Below are 15226 nucleotides of genomic sequence, written 5' to 3'. Positions count from 1 at the left end.
CGGGTAGATCGGCCAAATCCCCCTGAGTCGAGGGGGATGGTGTGCTCGATCGATTCTTCGAGCTGACCGGGCGGGGGACCACCGTCGGCCGCGAGGTGCGTGGTGGCATCACCACGTTCGTGGCCATGGCGTACATCATCCTGCTCAACCCGATCATCCTGGCCGGCGCCAAGGACGTCACAGGCGCCCGGCTGTCCATCGCCGAGCTGACCACCTCCACCGCGCTGGCCGCGGCCGTGACCACGCTGCTCATGGCGTTCATCGGCAACGCGCCGTTCGGCCTGGCCGCCGGGCTGGGCCTGAACGCGGTGGTCGCCTACCAGGCCGCGCCGCACATGACCTGGGCCCAGGCCATGGGCCTGGTGGTGCTCGAAGGCGCCGTGATCATCGTGCTCGCCGTGACCGGCCTGCGCACACTGATCATGAACGCGATCCCGCTGGCGCTCAAACACGCCATCAGCGTGGGCATCGGCCTGTTCATCGCGCTGATCGGGCTGGTCGACGCCGGCTTCGTGGCGGCGGGCACGGGCACGCCCGTGCAGCTCGGCGCCACCGGGCACCTGACGGGCTGGCCGGTCACGGTGTTCTGCTTCGGTCTGCTGCTGATGATCGCCCTGTTCGCGCGCCGCGTCCCGGGCGCCATCCTCATCAGCATCGTGGTGACCGCTGTCCTGTCCGTGCTGGTGAACACGGTGGCCACGATCGATCCCCGGTCGTGGGGGGTGGTGACGCCGCGGGTGCCCGAGTCGCTGGTCGCGGCGCCGGAGTTCGGGCTGGTCGGCCAGTTCGACCTGTTCGGCGGGTTCGCCAGGGCGGGGGCGCTGACGGCGACGGTGGTGCTGTTCACGCTGGTGTTGTCCGGGTTCTTCGACGCGATGGGCACGATCATCGGCGTCAGCGACGAGGCCGGGCTCGTGGACCAGCAGGGGCGCGTGCCGCGGCTGGGCCGGATCCTGACCGTGGACGGCGTCGGCGGCGTGGTGGGCGGCGCGGTCAGCTCATCGGCCAACACCGTCTTCGTGGAGTCGGCCGCCGGAGTCGGCGAGGGGGCGCGGACCGGGCTCGCCAGCGTGGCGACGGGGGCGCTGCTGGGGCTGACGCTGCTGTTCACGCCGCTGGCCGCGGTGGTGCCCGCCGCCGCCGCGGCGCCCGCGCTGGTGCTGGTCGGGGCGCTGATGATGATGCAGAGCAAGAACGTGCCGTGGGACGACCTGGAGCTGGCCGTGCCGGCCTTCCTGACGATCGCGCTGATGCCGTTCACGTACTCGATCACGAACGGCGTGGGCGCCGGCGTGATCGCCTACACGCTGATCAAGGCGGTCAAGGGGAAGTTCGCCGAGATCCCGTGGCTGTTGTGGGTCGTGTCGCTGATCTTCCTGGCGTACTTCGGGATTGACTGGCTTGAGCGGCTCTTCGATTAGCGGATGTCCGCGGAGTTGCAGGCCGTGCCGTTGTTGTCGACATCGGTGTACCAGGCATATTCCTCGTGCGTGCCCTTGTGGTAGGGGCCGTAGCCTGCCGCCCTGGCCTCCTTGCAGCTGGCGAAGCGGCGGTTGGGGGTGCGGCCGGAGTTGCTCGCCGGGTTCGTCGCGGGATTCGTCGCGGGATTCGTCGCGCCCGGGGGCGTCGTTCCCGTGGTGCCGGTCGTTCCCGTTGTCCCCGTCGTTCCCGTTGTCCCCGTTGTCCCCGTCGTGCCCGTCGTGCCCGTCGTGCCCGTCGTGCCAGGGGCGGTCGCCGGCGGGCTGCCGCCGGGCTGGGTCTCGGGCGCCGGGGTGCCGCTCACCGCCGGGCCGAGCAGGCGGGCGGTCAGCGCCTCGGCGTCCTCCTTGGTGAACCCGGCGATGCTCATGCTGTCGCCGTCCATGGTCTGGGTGACGATGGGCGCGGCCAGCACGATCTTGGGCTGTTCGGATTGCTCGGGCGCCAGCACGATCGCCACCTGCCGCTGCTCGATCACCATCTCGTCGATGAGCTGGACCAGCCGCTCCTTGAACGCCGGCGCGACCGCGATGCGGACGGAGTATTGGCCGTCCTTCTCGCGTATCGGCTCGATCTCCTGAACGGAGGGGACCGTGACGCCGTCCTCCAGCAGGTAGCAGGTCTTCTGCTCCTCGTCCAGCACGGCCTGGTCACCCGGGCACGGCGCGGGCTTGGCCTCCCTGACGGGGGCGAAGTGGAGGGGCACCGGAAGCCGGTGCGGCGGCGTGCCGCCCATCAGCGGCGTGTCGGGATTTCTCGTCATCAGGACGGCGACCGTTCCGGCCACGCCTGCGACGAGCACGACGAGAACGAGCGAGACGATCAACACGATGGTGGTGAGTCTGCTCGCCTGCGGCTCCCCCGGGTCCGCGAGTGGCGGCTCTTCCGGCTTGTCCATCGATGACGTTTCCCATCCTGATGTTCGGGCTGCCGGTGAGCTTATCGAGGACCGGCCGAACCGGGGTAATCAGCCGGAGAATCACCGTTTAGCCGCCTCGGGCGAGGAAGAATGAAAGCAGGATCCCGGATGAACGAGAGTTGTTTCATGAACGTCGGTGTTCCTCTAGAAGTCAAGAACAGCGAATATCGAGTGGCGCTGACCCCGGCGGGGGTGAACGAGCTGGTGCGCCACGATCATCAGGTCTATGTCGAGCGGGGCGCGGGTGACGGGTCGTCGATCCCTGACGCGGACTTCGCCGCGGCGGGCGCCGTCATCGTGCCCACCGCCGACGACGTCTGGGCCGCGGGCGATCTGATCATGAAGGTCAAGGAGCCCGAGCCGGAGGAGTACCACCGGCTGCGCAAGGGCCAGGTGCTCTTCACGTACCTGCATCTGGCCGCCTCCAAGGCGTGCACGCGGGCGCTGCTCGACTCGGGCTGCACCGCGGTCGCGTACGAGACCGTGCAGACGCCGAACGGCGCGCTGCCGCTGCTCGCGCCCATGTCCGAGGTGGCGGGCCGGCTGGCGCCGCAGGCGGGGGCCTACCACCTGATGCGCTCGGCGGGCGGCAGGGGCGTGCTGATGGGCGGCGTCTCCGGCGTGCACGCGGCGAATGTCGTGGTCATCGGAGCCGGCGTGTCCGGCATGAACGCCGCCGCCATCGCCCTCGGCATGCAGGCGGAGGTGACACTGCTCGACAAGAACATCGACAAGCTGCGCCAGGCCGACATGATCTACCAGGGGCACTGCCAGACGGTCGCCTCCAACATGCTGGAGATCGAGCGCGCGGTGCTGGAGGCCGACCTGGTGATCGGCGCGGTGCTGGTGCCCGGCGCCAAGGCGCCGGAACTGGTGAGCAACGACCTGGTCAGCCGGATGAAACCGGGCTCGGTGCTGGTGGACATCTCGATCGACCAGGGCGGGTGCTTCGCGGACTCGCGGCCGACCACGCACGAGGAGCCGACGTACCGGGTGCACGACTCGATCTTCTACTGCGTGGCCAACATGCCGGGGGCCGTGCCGCACACGTCGACGTTCGCGCTGACGAACGTGACGTTGCCGTACGCGCTGGCCATGGCCGACCTGGGCTGGCGGCGGGCCATGGGTGAGGACCGAGCGCTGGCACTCGGCCTGAGCACCCACGAGGGCCGCCTGACCAGCCGCCCGGTGGCCGAGGCGCACGGGCTGGAGTGGACGCCGCTGGAGGCGGTGCTGGGCTGACGCCCAGCACCGGCGCCACGCTACTGGGACTGGCTCGGCGACGGGGCGGCGGTCTCCGTCGGCTGTTGCTGCTGCTGCTGACCCGTGGGCTCGGGCGGCAGCGGAGCCTGGTCGGCCGTGGTCGTGATAGCGTCGGTGCCGCCGCACGTGGCGCCCGGCTCCGGCGTGTCAGCCCCGTTCTGGTAGCGCTTGATGAACGCGCCGAGCTTCGGGTCGTCCGGGCTGTTCAGCTTGAGCTGGTGTCCCCACGACGACACGACGATCGGTGCGGGCAGGTTGGGGAACGGGCTCATCAGCATGTATTCCTGGTTGCCCGTGGACGCGGCCACTTCCTTCAGCTTGTCGACCTGCGCCTTGGGCAGGTCGGGCCGGTAGGTGATCCAGGAGGCGCCGTGCTCCAGCGAGTGCACGGCGTGCTCTGAGTGGATCGGCTTGTCGTAGATCGCGCACTGCTGCCAGTAGTTGTTGTGCTGGCCGCCCACCGGCGGGGTCTCCTTGTAGGTGACCGCGTTCCACACGTGCTGGCCGGCCTCGTACTTGTAGTTGGCCACGGCGTCCAGCGACGTCTGCTGGGCCTGCCTGATCAGATAGAAGCCCACCACGCCGACGAGCACTACGATGATCAGCCCGCCCGTTCCCCACATGAGCAGCGCGGCGCGGCGTTGTTTGCGCTTTTGCTCAGCCCGCATCTGCTGCAGATGCTCGCGCCTCGCGTGCGCCTTCTCCTTCGTCATCGTTCCTCCATCGGCGTACCAACACGGGTCACCTTATGCCCTCCGGCCGTATGCGGAGAATAAGAGCGTTGTAAGCGTCCGATCACGACCCCGCCCACAGGTGGGTACGCTGGACGAGCCATGGAAAAGCCCGTCAGTAAACCCATCCTCGTCGTCTGCGGCCTGCTGGTGCTCGCCGCGGCCGCATATTTGCTGTTCGGCCGAGCGGGCACGCCTGGCGACACCTCTCCCGAGGCCGGATTCGCCCGTGACATGGCCGCGCACCACGCGCAGGCCGTGGACATGGCGTTCACGATCAGGGACAAGGGGCCCGCCAAGGAGGTCAGAAACCTGGCCTTCGACATCATCAACACCCAGGCCAACCAGCGCGGCATGTTCCTCGGCTGGTTGCAGCAGTGGGAGCTGGACGTGGCGACGGACCAGCGGCCGATGGCCTGGATGAGCGGCCATGGGCACGGCGGCGCCACGACCGCGCCCGGCACCATGCCGGGCATGGCCACACCCGAGGAGCTGACCAAGCTCAAGGAGGCGCAGGGCACGCAGGCCGAGATCCTGTTCCTGCAGCTGATGATCCGCCATCATGAGGGCGGCGTGGAGATGGCCGAGGGCGTACTCGAGCTGTCCACCCGGCCGGAGGTCGTCAGCATGGCGCGCAAGATCGTCGAGGGGCAGAGCGGCGAGATCAAGCTCATGACGGACATGCTGCGCCTGCGTGGCGCCCAGCCCTTTCCGTCGATACTGAAACCACAGTGACTCGGCGATGGACGCTGACGCGGTGGTCGTCGGCTCCGGCCCCAACGGGCTGGTCGCCGCGGTCACCCTGGCCCGTGCCGGGCGCAGGGTGCTGCTGCTGGAGGCGGCGGAGCGGTTCGGCGGCGGGCTGCGCTCCGGCGAGCTGACGTTGCCGGGGCGGGTGCACGACCTCGGGGCGACCGTCATGGCGCTGGCGCTGGCCTCGCCGGCGTTCCGCGAGCTCAAAGAGGTCGGCTCACTCAAGGGGGTCGAGTTCGCCCATCCCGCCGTGCCCGCGGCCCATCCGCTGGACGACCGCCCCGCCGTGCTCGTGCACCGCGATCCGCGCCGCACCGCGGAGGCGCTCGGGCGGGACGCGGGAGCGTGGCTGGCCACCGTCGGCGCCACAGCGCGGGCCGGATTCCCACTGGTGGAGCTGCTGCTCAAGCCCTTGGGGCCATGGCGCGTGCCGCCGCGGACGTTCGCGCAGGCCGCCAGGTTCGGGGTCGCGGGCGCGCTGCCCGCCACGACCTTCGCCCGGCGGGCCTTCAGCACTGTGGAGGGGCGGGCGGCGATCGCGGGCATGGCCGCGCATTCCATGCTCGACCTGCGCTCTCCCATCTCCGCGGGGTACGGCCTGCTGCTGGCGGCCCTCACCCACCTGGTGGGCTGGCCGCTGGTGCGGGGCGGGTCCCAGGTGCTCGCCGACACGCTGGTGGCCGAGCTCAGGTCGCTGGGCGGGGAGGCGGTCACCGGGCACCGGGTGCGCCACCTGGCCGAACTGTCCGCGCCGACCGTGGTGCTCGACGTGACGCCCCGGGAGCTCCTCGCCATGGCCGACCTGCCCGCGGGCTACCGCCGGCGGCTCGAACGCTTCCGCTACGGTCCCGGGGTGTTCAAGCTGGACTGGGCGCTGGACGGGCCCGTGCCGTGGCGGGACCCGGCGGTGGCGGGCGCGGGCACGGTGCACCTGGGCGGGACGCTGGAGGAGATCGCGCTCAGCGAGGCGGAGACGGCCGCGGGACGGCATTCGCCGCGGCCGTACGTGCTCCTCGTCCAGCCGTACGCGGCCGATCCGACCCGGGGCGGGCACACCCTCTGGGCGTACTGCCACGTTCCCAACGGGTCGGCGGTGGACATGACGGACGCCGTCGAGACGCAGATCGAGCGGTACGCCCCAGGATTCCGCGACCGTGTGCTGGCCCGGCACGCGATGGGGCCCGCGGAGTTGGAGGCGGCCAATCCGAACCTGGTGGGGGGCGACATCGGGGGCGGACTGGCCAGCCTGACCCAGTTCCTGCGCCGCCCCGTCTGGTCCCCGGCGCCGTGGCGTACGCCCCTGCCGGGCGTGTTCTTGTGCTCGTCCTCGACGCCGCCGGGGGCGGGGGCACATGGGATGGGCGGCTGGCAGGCCGCCCGCCTGGCCCTCCGTTCTGGCGCCCGGCCCTGACGCGTCCCGACCGGGGCAGGCGTCAGGAGCCGGCGGCGCGCATTTCCTCGGCGATGGCCGCGGCGAAGGCGTCCACGTCGGCCTCCGTCGTGTCGAAGGCGCACATCCACCGCACCTCGCCCGTGGCCTCGTTCCACGTGTAGAACCGGAACCGCTTCTGCAGCCGCTCGCTCGCATCCCTCGGCAGGACGACGAAGACGGCGTTGGCCTGCACCGGGCGCGGCAGCGTGACGCCCGGGATGTCGCGCACGGCCTCGGCCAGGCGCCGCCCCATGGCGTTGGCCTGGCGCGCGTTCCGCAACCACAGGTCCCCCGACAGCAGGGCCTCGAACTGCGCCGACACGAACCGCATCTTCGACGACAGCTGCATGAACGTCTTGCGGATGTAGTCCACGCCGGTGGCGGCCGACGGGTTGAGCACGACGACGGCCTCGCCGTACAGGAGACCGATCTTGGTGCCGCCGAAGGACAGCACGTCGACGCCGGCGTCGGTGGTGAGCGCCCGCATCGGCACGTCCAGCGCGGCCGCCGCGTTCGTCAGCCGCGAGCCGTCGAGGTGGACGAGCAGCCCGCGCTCGTGAGCGTGCGCGCAGATCGCGGCGATCTCGTCGGGCGTGTAGAGGGTGCCCAGCTCGGTGGTGTTCGAGATGGACACCACCCGCGGCTGGGCCCGATGCACGTCGCCGAAGCCCCACGCCTGCCGGTCGATCAGCTCGGGTGTGAGCTTGCCGTCGGGCGTGGGGACGGTCAGGAGCTTGATGCCGCCGGCCACCTCGGGCGCGCCGCCCTCGTCGGTGTTGATGTGGGCGGTCTCGGCGCAGATGACCGCCTCCCAGTGAGCGGTCATGGCGCGGAGGGAGACGACGTTCGCGGCCGTGCCGTTGAACACCGGCCACGCCTGCGCCTGCTCGCCGAAGTGCCGCCGGAAGACGTCCTGCAGGGCCTCGGTGTAGACGTCGTCGCCGTAGGAGATCTGGTGGCCGCCGTTGGCGGTCGCGATGGCCTGGAGGATCTCGGGGTGCACGCCCGCGTAGTTGTCGCTGGCGAACGCCTTGTGCTGGGGGTCGTGCCGGGGAATCAAGAAGTGAGGTCCAATCGGGTGCCGTTGAGCTCGGCGGCCGGGCGGTCGTACAGGCCGCCGATCGCCGCCGCGAGATCGTTGACGTCGGTGAAGCCGGGGAAGCGCGCGTCCGGGCTGGCGGCGCGCATGGCGTCGTTGACGAGGGCCTTGACGACGAGGATCACCGCCGCGCCGCCCGTGCCGGACAGGGCGTCGGCGAGCGACAGCGTCCACGCCTCGGCCGCCGCCTTGGCCGCCGAGTAGACGGCGCCGCCGGCGGTCGGCCGAGCGGCCGCCTTGGCGGAGACGATCACGAAGCGGCCGTTGTCGCTGCGGCGCAGCAGCGGCTCGAAGGCCAGCGACACGTGCTGGAGGGTACGGATCAGCAGGTCGTGCAGGACGTCCCAGTCCTCGAGGTCGGTCTCGGCGAACGAGCCGGACCCGCGCCACCCGCCGACCAGGTGCACCACGCCGTCCACCCGGCCGTGCTCGCGGTCGATCCGCTCCGCCAGCTCCTGTACGGCCGCGCGGTCGAGGAGGTCGACGTCGTCCTTGTCGACGCCGATCACGGTATGGCCGTTTTTCCGGAAATATCCGGAAACAGCCTCACCTGTGGGGCCTCCGGCCCCGGTAATCAGAATGATCATGCTCGGAGTCCCTTAGTCGATTCGACCACGTCCGTCAGCTTACGGCGCAGCGCCTCGTAGAACATGCTGAGCGGGAACTCGTCCGGCAGCACCGCGTCCACCTTGGCCTTCTGCTCCTCGGGCAGCGCCTCGATGCCCTTAGCCCAGGTCGAGCCCGGGTGCGGCGCGACATAGGAGCTCACCAGCTCGTACGCCGCCAGCCAGTGCGCCAGCTTCGACCGGTCGATGCTGTCCCGGTAGAGCTTCTCCACCGCGCCCCGAAGGTCGGCCACGCCGTCCGCGACCCGCTCCCAGTCGATCGACAGCCGGTTGTCCGTCCACCGCACGACGTCGTTGCGGTGCAGGTAGGCGAAGAGCAGTTGCCCGCCGAGCCCGTCGTAGTTCCGCATCCGCTCCCCGCTGATCGGGAACCTGAACAGCCGGTCGAACAGGATCGCGTGCTGCACGTACCGGGCGTGCGGCACCCCTTGCCGCTCCAGCTCCACCGCCTCGCCGAACGCGGTGAGGTCGCAGCGCAGCTCCTCCAGCGAGTACAGCCAGTACGGCATCCGCTGCTTGATCATGAACGGGTCGAACGGCAGGTCACCGTGGCTGTGCGTGCGGTCGTGGATCAGGTCCCACAACACGAACGTGTCCTGCGCGAGCTGCTGCGAGGTCAGCAGCCTGGCCGCGTCCGGCGGCAGGTCGAGCTTGAGCGTGCCGGCTGCCGCCGCCGACACCCGCCTGAACCTGGCGGCCTCGCGGTCGGCGAAGATGCCGCCCCAGGTGAAGCGGGCCGGCGCCTGGCGCACCGCCACCGTCTCGGGGAACAGCACGGCGGAGTGCGTGTCGTAACCGGAGGTGAAGTCCTCGAACGCGATCGGCACGAACATCGGGTTGTCGTAGCCGTTCGCCTCCAGCCCGGCCAGCCAGTCCGGCCAGATGGTCCGGATCCAGACGGCCTCCAGGTTGCGGTTCGGGTTGCCGTTCTGGGTGTACATGGGGAACACCACGACGTGCTCCAGGCCGTCCACGCGCTGCGTGTCAGGGTGAAAGAGGTCGAGCGAGTCGAGGAAGTCGGGCACGCCGAGGCCCTGCTCGGCCCATGTCGCCAGGTCGTGCTGGACGGCCTGGAGGTACGCGGCATCATGCGGGAAATATGGCGATATTTCGCCTACATGCTCGGTGATCGCGCCGACCAGCGCCTTGGCACGTTCCTGGGATTCCTCCGGCACCGAGCCGTCCTTGACCTGGAGCGGCCTCAGCTCCTCGACGACCGCCTTGAGCCGGGCGAACAGGGCGGCCTTGGCCTCGTCGCGCCGCTCCGCGCTCCCCTCGCCCTCGGGGATCCGGGCGGCCCAGGTGATCACGTTCCCCCAGAGCCTGGCGTGGTCGTAGTCGTCGATGGAGTCGTCGCCGAACAGGTCGGAGTCGGCGAACACCACGACGCGGCCCCGCCCGTGCCGCACGGCCACCGCCAGCGGCGCGCCCGCCGGGTCGGCGGCGGGCGAGGTGGTGAACAACACGGTCGCGTCCGCGACGGTGCCCGGCTCGCCCGGGACCGGCGCGAGGGTCAGGACGCCGGTGCGGTAGAAGCAGGCGGTCTTGACGCCCGCGAGCAGCCCGTCCGTGGTGGCGCGGGTGGCCAGCACCCAGGTGGCCACGTCCCGGTGCGCGTTCCTCGGGTCGCGGACCGTGGTGTGCTCCACGCCGATCCCGAACCGCCCGAGCAGCTCACGCAGGTTGTTGCCGTACTTGTCCTGCTCCTCCTCGGCCAGGACCACCAGCCCGCCGCCCGCGGCCACGTACGCCTCGACGGCGTCCAGCTCGGCGGCGGAGAAGACCGGGCTGCCCTGCCCGGTGGTGCGCTCCCACCGCTCCCCCGACGGGTGCGCGATCACCAGGACGTCCTGCTCGGCGAGGACCTCGGCGTCGATCGGCCCCGACGAGCGAGCGACCACGGTGTGCCCCAGGTGCCGCAGCAGCCCGGCCGCGCGGGCGTAGCTGTTGTCGTCGGGGTGCGCGGGGTTGATGGCCTCGGCGACCTCGCGCCGGACGGTCCACGACTCGCTGTGAGCCTCGTCAAACAGAACCCGGGGGAATGCTTGCATGAAATATCTCCTGCATCTACCGCCTTATGCAGGAAAATATACACATAGATCCCGGATGCCCCGTCAAACCCTCAGACGGCACCCGGCCGCACGACGCCGGTCTCGTACGCGAACACCACCGCCTGGGCCCGGTCCCGCAGGGAGAGCTTCATCAGCACCCGCGCCACATGCGTCTTGACCGTCGCCTCCCCCACGTATAGCTCCCCGGCGATCTCCGCGTTGGTCAGGCCGCGCGCGAGCAGCCGCAGCACCTCCAGCTCGCGCGGCGTCAGCTCGCCCAGCATGGGCGAGGGCGTCGGGTCGGCCCGGCCGGCGAACGTGGCGATCACCCGGCTGGTCACGGCCGGGTCGAGCAGCGCCTCACCGGCGTGCACCACCTTGATCGCGTCGAGCAGCTGCTCCGGCGGCGACACCTTCAGCAGGAAGCCGCTGGTGCCGGCGCGCAGCGCGGCGTAGAGGTTCTCGTCGGTGTCGAACGTGGTCAGCGTGATGATCTTCGGTGGCGACGGGGTCTCGAGCAGCTCCTTCGCCGCGGACAGCCCGTCGAGCCTGGGCATCGAGATGTCCATGAGGACGATGTCCGGGCGCGTGCGCCGGGCCACGGCGACGGCCTCGCGCCCGTCGGCGGCCTCGCCGACGACTTCCATGCCGGGGTCGCTCTCGACGACCATGCGTAACCCGGCCCTGACCATCGCCTGGTCGTCGGCGATGACTATGCGAATGCCCACAAGGCGGAGGGTAGACGCCCGGCGCCTGCCTTGAACACCCAGGCCAAGCCGTGCACAAGTGAGTTACAAGTCACGACACGTGGACGCTCTGCCTGATGCGGGTCTGGGTGGCGTCGTCACAGGTGGCCTTGCCGCAGAAGTACATCACGAGCATCGTCTTGGGCTCGCGGCCGATCACGTAGCTGACGAAGCCCAGCCTGGTGCCGGTCGCGGGGTCGCGCAGCGAGCCGTCGAAGCGGGTGGCGGGGCTGTTACCGGCCTGGTCCTGCACGGGCTTGCCGACGTCGACCTCGCCCGGCAGCAGGACCTCCATCTTGGCCTTCATCTGCTCGGAGTCGCCGGAGGGGTCGAGGGTGTCGGAGGTCTGGACGTACACGCCCGAGGCGGCGTCGGGGTCGTCGCTGACGATCTGGGAGATCTTCGACCAGTCGGCGCCTGGGCCGGCCACGAACAGCGCCTCGAACTCCGAGGCGTGCGGCGAGGCCACCGCGAACAGGTCGCGGTGCGTGCGTACGGTCCAATCGCCCGGATACTCGAACGTCAGCGGCGCGGCGGTGCTGGTCTGGTAGCGGGACCAGGTGTCGCCGCGGTGGTTCATGATGATCAACGCGACCAGTGCGAGCGCGGCGACGGCGGCGACCAGGGTGGTGGCCACGATCGGGACGCGGCCGGGGCGCTTCTTCTGCCCGGTGGGGTGCGTGGGCGGCGCCGGCGCCCTTGCCGTCGAAGGCTGGGCGTACGGGGCCGCGAGCGGAGCCCCTGCGTGGGGTCCCGAGCCGGGTCCTGAAGGCAGCCCCGCGTGTGGTCCGGAGGACGGCCCCGAGGGGGGTCCCGGCAGGGAATGCGGGCCTGAGCCGGGGCCAGAGCCGGGCACGGGGTGCGGCCCGGAGTGCGGGCTCCCGCCGGGGCGGGGAATGTAGTAGGCCCCGCCGGCCACGTCGGGGGCGTCGGGCTGGTGCCCGCTGACCGCGTCACGCAGCGCCGAGACGAACTCGGTGCAGGTCGTGTAGCGCTGCTCTGGCGACTTGGCCAGGGCGCGCATCATCACGGTGTCGATCTGCGGCGGCAGGTCGGGCCTGATCTGCGACAGCGGCGTGGGCTGCTCGGCCAGGTGCGCCCAGAGCAGCGCGATGTCGTTCTCCCGCTGGAACGGCAGCCGCGCCGACAGTGCCTCGTAGACGACGCAGGCGAGCGCGTACTGGTCGCACCGGCCGTCGATGTGCTCCTTGTTGATCTGCTCGGGCGACATGTACCGGGGCGTGCCGATGAACTGGTCGGTCTGGGTCAGCCCGGAGATCGACGAGCGGTGCTTGGTGATGCCGAAGTCGGTCAGGTAGACGTGGTTGTCGGCCAGCAGGATGTTGGCCGGTTTGACGTCGCGGTGGATCAGGTCGTGCGCGTGCGCGGCGTCGAGCGCCGCGGCCACCTGGGCGAAGATCTGGTTGGCCTGGCCGATCGGCAGCGGCCCCCGGTCGTAGATGAGACGGCGCATGTCGAGGCCGTCGACGTAGCGCATGGCGATGTAGAGCACGCCGTCGGCGTCGGCGTTGGCCTCGTAGATCGGGATGATGTTGGGGTGCTCGATGCTGGCGACCGTCCTGGACTCCAGGATGAACCGCTGCCTGAATCGGTCGTCGACGCTGAGGACCGGGTTGAGGATCTTCAGCGCCACGCGGCGGCTCAGCCGGGGGTCGAGCGCCAGGTAGACGACGGCCATGCCGCCCTTGCCGACGATGTCCTCGATGTAGTACCCGGCCACCTCCTGGCCGATGAGCGATCTTTCGTTCACGTTCATCACGTCTCGATGGGGTGACCGCAGTAGCCGCAGAATCGATGCGCCGGTCCGAGCCTCATGCCGCACGACGTGCAGTATTTGATCGCCGGATCGGGCGCGGTCATCACCTGCTGCTGCTGCGGGACCACTTGGAACGACTGGGAGCGCCGTACGACCACGGTCTGGTTGGCACCGTCGTCGAGGTCGAGCGGTGGACCCGCCGCCAGCGGTGGTTGTGGCAGTTCTGTCGGTTCATTCGGAGTGCGGCGGCGCCACAACAAATACGCTCCGCCGCCGGCGGCCAGGAAAAGTATCGCCGCCGCCACGATGAACGGCCACAGTGGCGTGGACCCGGCCGGCTCTGCCGCCGCCCGCTTGGTGCCCTGGTCCTCGGGGCCGCCCCGCTTGGCCAGCGAGGTCTTCAGCAGGCCCGCGGCCACCACGTTGCCGGGGTAGAGCTCGAGCACCCGCTGGAAGCCCGGCGCGGCCTCAGTGAAGTACTTCGAGTGGTACCGGGTCAGCGCCGCCTCGAACGCCGTGTCGATCGCGCCCCTGCGCGGCACCACCTTGGCCTGGGACAGGATGCCGGTGATCTCCCTGACCCCGATCATCTTGCCTTCCTTGCCGCCGCCGACGAGCATGCCGATGACGTGGCCGTTCTTGTCGCCGATCACCGGCGCGCCCACGAGGCCCTTGTCGGCCAGGCCGCCGAGCTTGACCGGCTCGTCCACCTTCTTCTCGGGATCGGCGAACGGCCTGCCGGTCTCGCCTGCCCCGCCGCCCTTGCTCAGGTGGGCGATCGCGACGCTGTGCTGCACGTTCGGGCCCGGGCGGCCGATGAAGCCGGCGATGCTGGTGGGCGCGCCCACCTGGTCGGGCACCTTGTCGGCGAGCGGCGCGGTGGGCATGCCGACGCCACCGGCGATCGGGGCGATCGGCACGAGCACGGCGGGGCTGTCGGGGTCGGGGCCCGCCTTGATGCACTTGACCTTGAAGCCTTCGGTGCTGGCCGGCGACACGTTGGGGAAGGCCGTGATCTCAGTGGTGACGTTGATGATGCAGGTGGCGGTGTCGCTCTTGGGCGGGTAGCAGTCCTGCAGGTGCCGGTTGAGCTGGTCGTCGGAGAGCTTGTGCTTCTCGTAGTCGGCGGGGATCTTCACCTTGTGGTGCTCGGCGAAGATCTTGTTGGCCGCGTAGATCGCGGCGTCGTCGGGGTTCACCGCCAGGCGCCGGAGCGCCACCATCGTCCCGTCGGGATTGACCACCGTCGCCGTTCCCGACGCGAACGGGATGTCGTAGGACCGCTCCACGTGTTTCAGCTCGCTGATGTGATCGAGCAGGGTGATCTCCACGTGGGACACGGCTTCCACGCGGACCACGGCCGGAGTCACCAGGTCCGTGATGCCGCTCGGGTGCTCGTGTGCCATGACCGGTAACGCGGTCAGCACCAGTGCCGCCGCGATGCCACCCGCCAGAGCTGTGAGGCGCGCCATCTCTCCGCTCCCAACACTGGTAATAGGACCAGAGTCCCAATCACCCGTCGTAAGTCAATAGACCACTCCGTAGACAAGCGCTTGTTAGGGGGCATAACGTACCCGCGTGACCTACGTGATCGGCGTCGATGTCGGCGGCACCTTCACCGATGTGGTCATTCGTGGCACGTCTGGCGCGATTTCCGTGGTCAAGTGCTTGAGTACCCACTACGACCCCATCGCTGGAATCGTCTCCGGCGTTACGCGCGCGCTCGGCGACCGCGATCCGGCGCAGGTCACGCGAGTGGTGCACGCGACCACGCTGGCCACCAACGCGGTGCTCGAACGCAAGGGCGTACGCGTCGCCTACGTCACGACTCAGGGCTTCCGCGCGGCCGTCCCGCTCGGCCGCTACGCACGGGTCGAGGAGGACCGGTACGACCTGCGCTTCTCCCCGCCCCCTCCCCCGGTGGCCGCGGCGGACTGCTTCGAGGTGGTGGAGCGGATCTCGGCGCGCGGCGAGGTGCTGACGCCGCTGGATCCCGATTCCGTACGGCGGGTCGCCGCGGAGATCGCCCGGCGCGGCATCGAGTCGGTGGCCGTGTGCCTGCTGCACGCCTATGCCGACCCCGGCCATGAACGGCAGGTGGCGGCGATCCTCCGGGAGTCCATCCCGAATGTGGTGACCTCGTCGGAGGTGTGGCCGGAGATCCGCGAGTACGAGCGTGCCACCACCACCATCATGTCCGCCTATATCGGCCCGTTGATGGCTTCCTACCTGTCGCAGCTCCGCGCGCGGCTGGCCGAGATCGGCATCCACGCCCCCATCCACGTCATGGAGTCGAGCGGCGGTGTGATCTCCGCCGAGCTGGCCGCCAGGCGGGCGGTGGCCACGATCG

13 protein-coding genes are annotated in these 15226 nt (G+C 70.2%); 5 read left to right on the top strand and 8 right to left on the bottom strand.

From position 1 onward, the window contains the following. The first annotated feature begins 41 nt into the window (after nucleotides 1-41). On the top strand, nucleotides 42-1421 hold the full coding sequence (locus ETD86_RS32115; RefSeq protein WP_138670410.1) for an NCS2 family permease: 1380 nt from the start codon (nucleotides 42-44) through the stop codon (nucleotides 1419-1421). Here ETD86_RS32115 and ETD86_RS32110 read toward each other — a convergent pair. Further along, nucleotides 1418-2377: an excalibur calcium-binding domain-containing protein gene (locus tag ETD86_RS32110; RefSeq protein WP_138670409.1), complete on the bottom strand. Its 960-nt coding sequence runs from the start codon at nucleotides 2375-2377 to the stop codon at nucleotides 1418-1420. The two genes, ETD86_RS32115 and ETD86_RS32110, sit on opposite strands and share 4 nt — an antisense overlap. A 147-nt stretch (nucleotides 2378-2524) precedes the next feature. Between ETD86_RS32110 and ald the strand changes: the two genes are divergently transcribed. Next, on the top strand, nucleotides 2525-3640 hold the full coding sequence (gene ald, locus ETD86_RS32105; protein ID WP_138670408.1) for an alanine dehydrogenase: 1116 nt from the start codon (nucleotides 2525-2527) through the stop codon (nucleotides 3638-3640). Nucleotides 3641-3660: 20 nt separating this feature from the next. On the opposite strand, the gene ETD86_RS32100 is transcribed toward ald, so the two are convergent. Further along, nucleotides 3661-4374, bottom strand: a complete 714-nt coding sequence (locus ETD86_RS32100) for a thioredoxin-like domain-containing protein (protein ID WP_138670407.1) — start codon at nucleotides 4372-4374, stop codon at nucleotides 3661-3663. A gap of 120 nt (nucleotides 4375-4494) precedes the next feature. Here ETD86_RS32100 and ETD86_RS32095 point away from each other — a divergent pair, with 120 nt between their 5' ends. Both ETD86_RS32095 and ETD86_RS32090 read left to right on the top strand, forming a co-directional pair. Further along, nucleotides 4495-5127, top strand: coding sequence for a DUF305 domain-containing protein (locus ETD86_RS32095; protein WP_170223391.1), 633 nt, complete (start codon nucleotides 4495-4497; stop codon nucleotides 5125-5127). Between the two features lie 7 nt (nucleotides 5128-5134). Then, nucleotides 5135-6556 carry a phytoene desaturase family protein gene (locus ETD86_RS32090; protein WP_138670406.1) on the top strand — a complete coding sequence of 474 codons (1422 nt, stop codon included), beginning with the start codon at nucleotides 5135-5137 and terminating at the stop codon, nucleotides 6554-6556. Between the two features lie 22 nt (nucleotides 6557-6578). Here ETD86_RS32090 and ETD86_RS32085 read toward each other — a convergent pair whose 3' ends face one another. From ETD86_RS32085 to ETD86_RS32060, 6 genes are all read right to left on the bottom strand, one after another. After that, nucleotides 6579-7637: a threonine aldolase family protein gene (locus tag ETD86_RS32085; RefSeq protein ID WP_138670405.1), complete on the bottom strand. Its 1059-nt coding sequence runs from the start codon at nucleotides 7635-7637 to the stop codon at nucleotides 6579-6581. Next, nucleotides 7634-8263 (bottom strand): SDR family NAD(P)-dependent oxidoreductase, encoded by a 630-nt coding sequence (locus ETD86_RS32080; RefSeq protein WP_138670404.1) that lies wholly within the window; start codon nucleotides 8261-8263, stop codon nucleotides 7634-7636. The genes ETD86_RS32085 and ETD86_RS32080 overlap by 4 nt, the downstream gene beginning before the upstream one ends. Continuing rightward, a complete protein-coding gene (locus ETD86_RS32075; protein WP_138670403.1) occupies nucleotides 8260-10353 on the bottom strand; it encodes a DUF6421 family protein in 2094 nt (697 codons plus the stop codon). The genes ETD86_RS32080 and ETD86_RS32075 overlap by 4 nt, the downstream gene beginning before the upstream one ends. A 71-nt stretch (nucleotides 10354-10424) precedes the next feature. Then, nucleotides 10425-11081: a response regulator gene (locus ETD86_RS32070; protein WP_138670402.1), complete on the bottom strand. Its 657-nt coding sequence runs from the start codon at nucleotides 11079-11081 to the stop codon at nucleotides 10425-10427. A 70-nt stretch (nucleotides 11082-11151) separates the two neighbouring features. Beyond that, nucleotides 11152-12876 carry a serine/threonine protein kinase gene (locus ETD86_RS32065; protein WP_138670401.1) on the bottom strand — a complete coding sequence of 575 codons (1725 nt, stop codon included), beginning with the start codon at nucleotides 12874-12876 and terminating at the stop codon, nucleotides 11152-11154. Then, nucleotides 12876-14348: a hypothetical protein gene (locus ETD86_RS32060; protein ID WP_138670400.1), complete on the bottom strand. Its 1473-nt coding sequence runs from the start codon at nucleotides 14346-14348 to the stop codon at nucleotides 12876-12878. The genes ETD86_RS32065 and ETD86_RS32060 overlap by 1 nt, the downstream gene beginning before the upstream one ends. Nucleotides 14349-14454: 106 nt before the next feature. Here ETD86_RS32060 and ETD86_RS32055 point away from each other — a divergent pair. Continuing rightward, on the top strand, nucleotides 14455-15226 hold a 772-nt coding region (locus ETD86_RS32055; protein ID WP_138670399.1), incomplete at its 3' end, for a hydantoinase/oxoprolinase N-terminal domain-containing protein.

It is taken from the genome of Nonomuraea turkmeniaca (assembly GCF_005889735.1).
Taxonomy (GTDB): Bacteria; Actinomycetota; Actinomycetes; order Streptosporangiales; family Streptosporangiaceae; genus Nonomuraea; species Nonomuraea turkmeniaca.
Note: the sequence above shows the minus strand (reverse complement) of the source record. Positions and strands in the feature narration are given on the sequence as shown.